Raw genomic sequence first — 5,159 nt, 5'->3', positions numbered from 1 at the left:
CCCCCGCAACGGACTGTCTCGCAAAACGCGCCTTGCAAAGCCCAAGACCGCCCTAAAGGATTCCCTAAAGGGTACACCTTCGGATAAGCTTCGCGTCCGCTGCTCCGCTTATCCGTGATAGACTAGCCCTAAAGGATTAGCTTCGCCTCCTTTGCGTCGTCCTTTAGGAAATTTTGTTGGTTTTGCGACCCACATAAGTTTGGAGTTCGTCTAATTCAGCAATCTGGGGTACATCTTCATCATCATCTTCGCTTAACTCTTGACCTGATTTTCGAACCCAATTGATCGGGCGTTGTATGATGAATACCCGTAATTCTAGACCGTTGAGATACATTTTCAGACAAATCTGTTTGACATCATCACAGTAGCCTCGCTCTGAATATATAGATTGAAAAATACGTCCGCATTTTCGGCACTGATATCTTTGCTTTTGTTTTTTGAATCCGTATTTGCCAATTTCTAAGCTTTGGCAATTGGGGCATTTCATCGATAGGGTTTGAGATTAAAAGTAACTTCTTTTTCATTTAAAAAGTCTACTCTCATTTCTCAACCCTCAATTCTGCAACGCCCAATCGCCAGCATTGGGGTACTGATCCCATGCAGCATCGTGCCAGTCAAAGACTTACGAGCAAATTCCAGCGGCGCAATACTCGTTGGGTGAAGACCATTACCCTTGCCATCGGTATGGCGGTCGATCAGAGTGGCTAGTTCGGCGCATCGATCAGCGATTAGTTCGTTTGCCATTGCTTTTGAAGTTTATTTTCTTTTGCATATTATAGAAGATTTTATCCAGTCCCAAGATCGCAATCTGGAGGATTAGGCAATAAACGGCGAGGTCTGTGTATTGAAAATCCCTATCTGCAACCATACGATGAACGTATTCAAACAAAACAGCAGAAGGACAAGGCAATGACCAAAATCGCATTGATAACCGGATCGAGCCGAGGACTGGGCAAAAGTAGTGCTTTGAATCTAGCTAAAAAAGGGGTTGATGTCATCGTCACTTACCATCGCAATGCCGAGGAAGCGAAAAACGTCGTCGCAGAGATTGAACAGCTCGGCGCTAAAGCCGTGGCACTGCAACTAGATACTGCCGACACTAAAACCTTTGATAGTTTCGCTGGACTTGTCCAGCAGTTACTCAAAGATCAATGGCAAACCAAGCATTTTGATTTTTTGGTGAATAACGCTGGAACTGGCGTTCACTCATCTTTTGCCGAGACGACCGAGGAAGATTTTGACCATTTGATGAATATTCATCTCAAGGGCGTTTTCTTCCTCACTCAGAAACTACTACCACTGATCGATAACGGCGGACGAATTGTAAACGTTTCTACTGGTTTGACGGGACTTATCTTCCCTGGCTATGCCGCTTATGCAAGTATGAAAGGCGCAGTGGAGACTTTAACCCTCTACATGGCGAAAGAGTTGGGATCGAGAGGGATTGCGGTAAATACGGTGGCTCCTGGTGCGATTGAAACCGATTTCCGTGGTGGTGCAGTACGCGATAATCCAGAAATGAATAAACAGATTGCTTCCCTAACTGCTCTCGGTCGAGTGGGTCTTCCAGATGATATCGGGGGTGCGATTGCATCACTCCTATCCGAAGATAATCAATGGGTGAATGCTCAGCGCATTGAAGTCTCCGGCGGTCAGTCGATTTAATTCAAACTTAATTCAACAGTCGGAAAAACAACTATGTTAAATGTGGAAAGCAAAGTCATTGCCATCACGGGAGCTAGTAGTGGTATCGGTGAAGCGACGGCGCGATTACTAGCAAAAAACGGCACGAAAGTAGTTTTGGGAGCGCGGCGGACAGATCGGCTCGAAGTGATTGCGTCCGAAATCCGCGATAAAGAAGGTTCAGCAGAATATTGTGCCCTTGATGTAACCAGCCTAGAAGACATGCAAGCCTTTGTAGATTTTGCAAAGGAGAAGTTTGGTCGGATTGATGTAGTCGTTAACAATGCAGGTTTGATGCCGCTTTCTAAGCTGGAAGTATTAAAGGTTGATGAATGGAACCGCATGATCGATGTAAATATTCGTGGTGTCCTCCACGGTATCGCCGCTGCCCTTCCCACCTTCAAGCAGCAGCACTCCGGACAGTTTATAAATCTGTCGTCAATCGGGGGACATGCCGTTTTCCCCACGGCTGCGGTTTACTGTGCAACCAAGTATGCCGTTTGGGCGATCTCAGAGGGACTGCGGCAGGAGTCAGCGGATATCCGAGTTACGGTGATCTCGCCCGGAAATACCGAATCTGAACTGTCTAACACCATCAGCGATGCTCAAGCTGCTCAGTGGACAGCGGAATTCCGTAACGTGGTCATTCCAGCAGATGCAATTGCTCGTGCGATCGAATTTGCGATCGATCAGCCAGAAGATGTGGATGTCAATGAGATTATCGTTCGACCGATTGGACAGAGCGGTTAAGCATCAGCCGACATCGCATGGCTTGGCTGCCTGCGGTAGGTTTTGATGAATAATCAAGTAATTTTGTCATCCCGATTGAATAAAACAGGGGAAAAAAATGAAAGCAATCGTAATTAACGCATACGGCAATAAGGACGTTTTGAATTACGTCGATGTCGAACGTCCAGAGCCGAAAGCGGGAGAAGTTCTGGTGAAAGTTCATGTCGCGGCAGTCAATCCGGCTGACTGGAAAATCCGCGATGGCATGGGCGAAAGCTTCGGGTTCAAACTTCCGCTCATTCTTGGCGGCGACATCGCCGGAACCATCGAAGCGGTGGGGGATGGCGTTGAAATTTTTAAGCAGGGCGATACGGTTTATGGGATGACCCTTTCCAGCCTCTCCGGTGGTTACGCCGAATACGCGGTTGCAAAAGCGGACGCGATCGTGCTGAAACCGGAAAGGATCACTTTTGAAGAGGCGGCAGCAATTCCAATCGCCGCGTTGACGGCGTGGCAAGCGATGTTCGATTTGGCGAATCTGAGCAGTGGGCAAAGAATCTTGATCACTGGCGCGTCGGGCGGAGTCGGCTCGATGGCAGTTCAGCTTGCCAAAGCGAAAGGCGCGTTCGTAATCGGCACGGCTTCGGGCAAAAACGAACAGTTCGTCCGCGATTTAGGCGCGGATGAATTCGTTGACTACACGCGGCAACCGTTTGAGGAAGTCATCAAAGACATGGATGTCGTTTTCGATACAGTCGGTGGTGACACGTTGGAGCGAGCGTTCCAAACGCTGAAAAAGGGCGGCTTTCTGGTCAGGTCGGTGCAGACTCCGTCTGAAGAAGAAAAAGCACGCGAATTGGGCGTGGAAGCCGCTTGGGTCTTTTGTAAGCCGAGCGCGCAGCAATTAGTCGAAATCAGCCGTCTGATTGACGAAGGTAAATTAAAAATACACATCGAAACGGTTCTGCCGCTCCCAGAAGTAAAAAAAGCACATCAACTTTCCCAAAGCGGGCGCACACGCGGCAAAATTGTTTTGCAAATTGGGACATAGTTTTGAAATAATGGATGTGTGTCTGATGCCTGAGCAATGATTCTTTGAAACAATTAAACAATAGACGGCTATGAAGATACTTGAGAATAAAGTTGCCTTAGTTACGGGCGGAACTTCAGGAATTGGCAAAGCAACTGCCATAGCATTGGGTGTTGCAGGTGCAAAGGTGGTTTTTTCGGGCAGACGTGAGGAGAAAGGGAAAAACACTGCCAACTCGATTCGTCAGTCTGGGGCTGAATGCCTATTTGTGCGATCGGATGTATCGAGTGAGTCAGATGTTAAGGCGCTGATTCAGAAAACGGTTGAAAGCTACGGTAGAATAGATTGTGCGTTCAACAACGCTGGCATTGACTCGCCCACAAAGCCCGTACACGAACAGTCCATTGAAGATTTCGACAAACTGATGGCGATTAACGTGCGAGGTCTTTTCTTATGCATGAAATTTGAAATCCAACAGATGCTGACTCAAGGAGCCGGAGTCATCATCAACAATTCTTCAATGGGCGGACTAATCGCGTTTCCTGGAATAAGTCCTTATCATGCTAGCAAACATGCCGTAATGGACTAACGCGTTCTGCTGCACTTGATTATGCCCAGCAAGGCATTCGGATTAATGCGATTAATCCTGGACTGATTACCACAGAGATGATGGATCGCCTTGCCACTACAGGGACTAACCCAGCGCAGCTTGCTGCATCGATTGTCCCGATGGGACGAATGGGTCAACCTGAAGAAATTGCTGCAACTGTCGTGTTCTTGTGTTCTGATGCTGCCAGCTACATTACAGGTCAGCCGATCGTGATTGATGGCGGATATACAGCAACTTGAAAAAGCGGATGTTTCGCTTAACGAATACTGACGCCGATCGCCGAATCGAAGAATGCTTTCAATTCGAGAAAAGTCATTTGGGGCTAGCTGATTACGAAGTTCGTTCTTGGACTGGTTGGCATCGTCATACAGCTTTAGTTCTAGCAGCAGGAGCTTTTTGTCTGTTTTACGCTTTGAACTCGAAGCATTTCCAGAAATTTCGAGTAATCCCCTTTTTTTGATGACCAGAAAAGCTGGAAGTTTGGGTGCGTTGAGAGTAAAGCGTGGACTATCATCCGTCTCAGTTTAGCTCAATTAAAACGATGGATTGGGAAATTGTTGTTTCCTCGTTTTTGGTCAATTGAATCTATCTTACATTGGTCTTTTTGGCGTCGAAAACATCAAGCTTCTGTTCGTTTTTTTCACTATCGCAGACATTGTCAAATTTCTTGATTTTTATCTACAACTGTAGAGCCTACCAATGAGTTGAGCCAGCTAGAATTATAAGCCGACATCGTGCGCATTAGTCGAAACCACAAAGTCATCGAAGTGAGCACTGACTTGTTTCTCGGGCCACCAGTCGCCACCGTTACCACCATGGAAAGTGCTGAAATATGCTGTATCAATACCTTGACCGTTATTAAATCTCAAACCATCCATGTCTAAGACTTGTTCTTTGTCCATCCAAACATTCATCTCACCATTGGCTTTACCTGCATCATTAACCTCAACACGTTGAACCAGGTTATGCCATTTGCCAGGTTGAAAATACTTATCTTTTCCGTCTCCTCCTTTGAGTAAGATGTCTTCGCCATAAGTTCCAGGTTGATCCATGTGATATAAATACACAGTAGCTTTGCCACCTTCGCGCCACATATATCTAGAAGTA

Annotated in this window: 9 protein-coding genes; 6 read left to right on the top strand and 3 right to left on the bottom strand. The window is 46.7% G+C overall.

What is annotated here, in order from left to right; all coding sequences use genetic code 11:
- Nucleotides 1–163: 163 nt before the first annotated feature.
- Together V6C71_08320 and V6C71_08315 are read right to left on the bottom strand one after the other, a co-directional pair.
- A complete protein-coding gene (locus tag V6C71_08320; GenBank protein ID HEY9768503.1) occupies nucleotides 164–487 on the bottom strand; it encodes a hypothetical protein in 324 nt (107 codons plus the stop codon).
- A 59-nt stretch (nucleotides 488–546) separates the two neighbouring features.
- Nucleotides 547–744 carry a hypothetical protein gene (locus tag V6C71_08315; protein HEY9768502.1) on the bottom strand — a complete coding sequence of 66 codons (198 nt, stop codon included), beginning with the start codon at nucleotides 742–744 and terminating at the stop codon, nucleotides 547–549.
- A gap of 165 nt (nucleotides 745–909) precedes the next feature.
- On the opposite strand from V6C71_08315, the gene V6C71_08310 reads away from it, so the two are divergent.
- The 6 genes from V6C71_08310 (at nucleotide 910) to V6C71_08285 (ending at nucleotide 4,512) form a co-directional block, all read left to right on the top strand.
- Complete coding sequence (locus V6C71_08310; protein HEY9768501.1) at nucleotides 910–1,665, top strand: SDR family oxidoreductase; 756 nt, start codon at nucleotides 910–912, stop codon at nucleotides 1,663–1,665.
- Between the two features lie 33 nt (nucleotides 1,666–1,698).
- Nucleotides 1,699–2,433, top strand: a complete 735-nt coding sequence (locus V6C71_08305) for an SDR family oxidoreductase (GenBank protein ID HEY9768500.1) — start codon at nucleotides 1,699–1,701, stop codon at nucleotides 2,431–2,433.
- A 97-nt stretch (nucleotides 2,434–2,530) separates the two neighbouring features.
- Nucleotides 2,531–3,463, top strand: a complete 933-nt coding sequence (locus V6C71_08300) for an NADP-dependent oxidoreductase (protein ID HEY9768499.1) — start codon at nucleotides 2,531–2,533, stop codon at nucleotides 3,461–3,463.
- Nucleotides 3,464–3,533: 70 nt separating this feature from the next.
- Nucleotides 3,534–4,031: an SDR family NAD(P)-dependent oxidoreductase gene (locus V6C71_08295; protein ID HEY9768498.1), complete on the top strand. Its 498-nt coding sequence runs from the start codon at nucleotides 3,534–3,536 to the stop codon at nucleotides 4,029–4,031.
- A gap of 35 nt (nucleotides 4,032–4,066) precedes the next feature.
- Entirely contained in the window at nucleotides 4,067–4,291 is a 225-nt protein-coding gene (locus V6C71_08290; protein HEY9768497.1) for an SDR family oxidoreductase, read from the top strand.
- 8 nt (nucleotides 4,292–4,299) lie between these two features.
- Complete coding sequence (locus tag V6C71_08285) at nucleotides 4,300–4,512, top strand: hypothetical protein (protein HEY9768496.1); 213 nt, start codon at nucleotides 4,300–4,302, stop codon at nucleotides 4,510–4,512.
- A gap of 259 nt (nucleotides 4,513–4,771) precedes the next feature.
- Here V6C71_08285 and V6C71_08280 read toward each other — a convergent pair.
- Nucleotides 4,772–5,159, bottom strand: a 388-nt coding sequence (locus tag V6C71_08280) for a hypothetical protein (GenBank protein ID HEY9768495.1), incomplete at its 5' end; no start/stop codon positions are given.

This window comes from Coleofasciculaceae cyanobacterium, assembly GCA_036703275.1.
GTDB lineage: Bacteria > Cyanobacteriota > Cyanobacteriia > Cyanobacteriales > Xenococcaceae > Waterburya.
The sequence above is the reverse complement of the archived record's forward strand: the minus strand, read 5'-3'. Positions and strand labels throughout refer to the sequence as shown.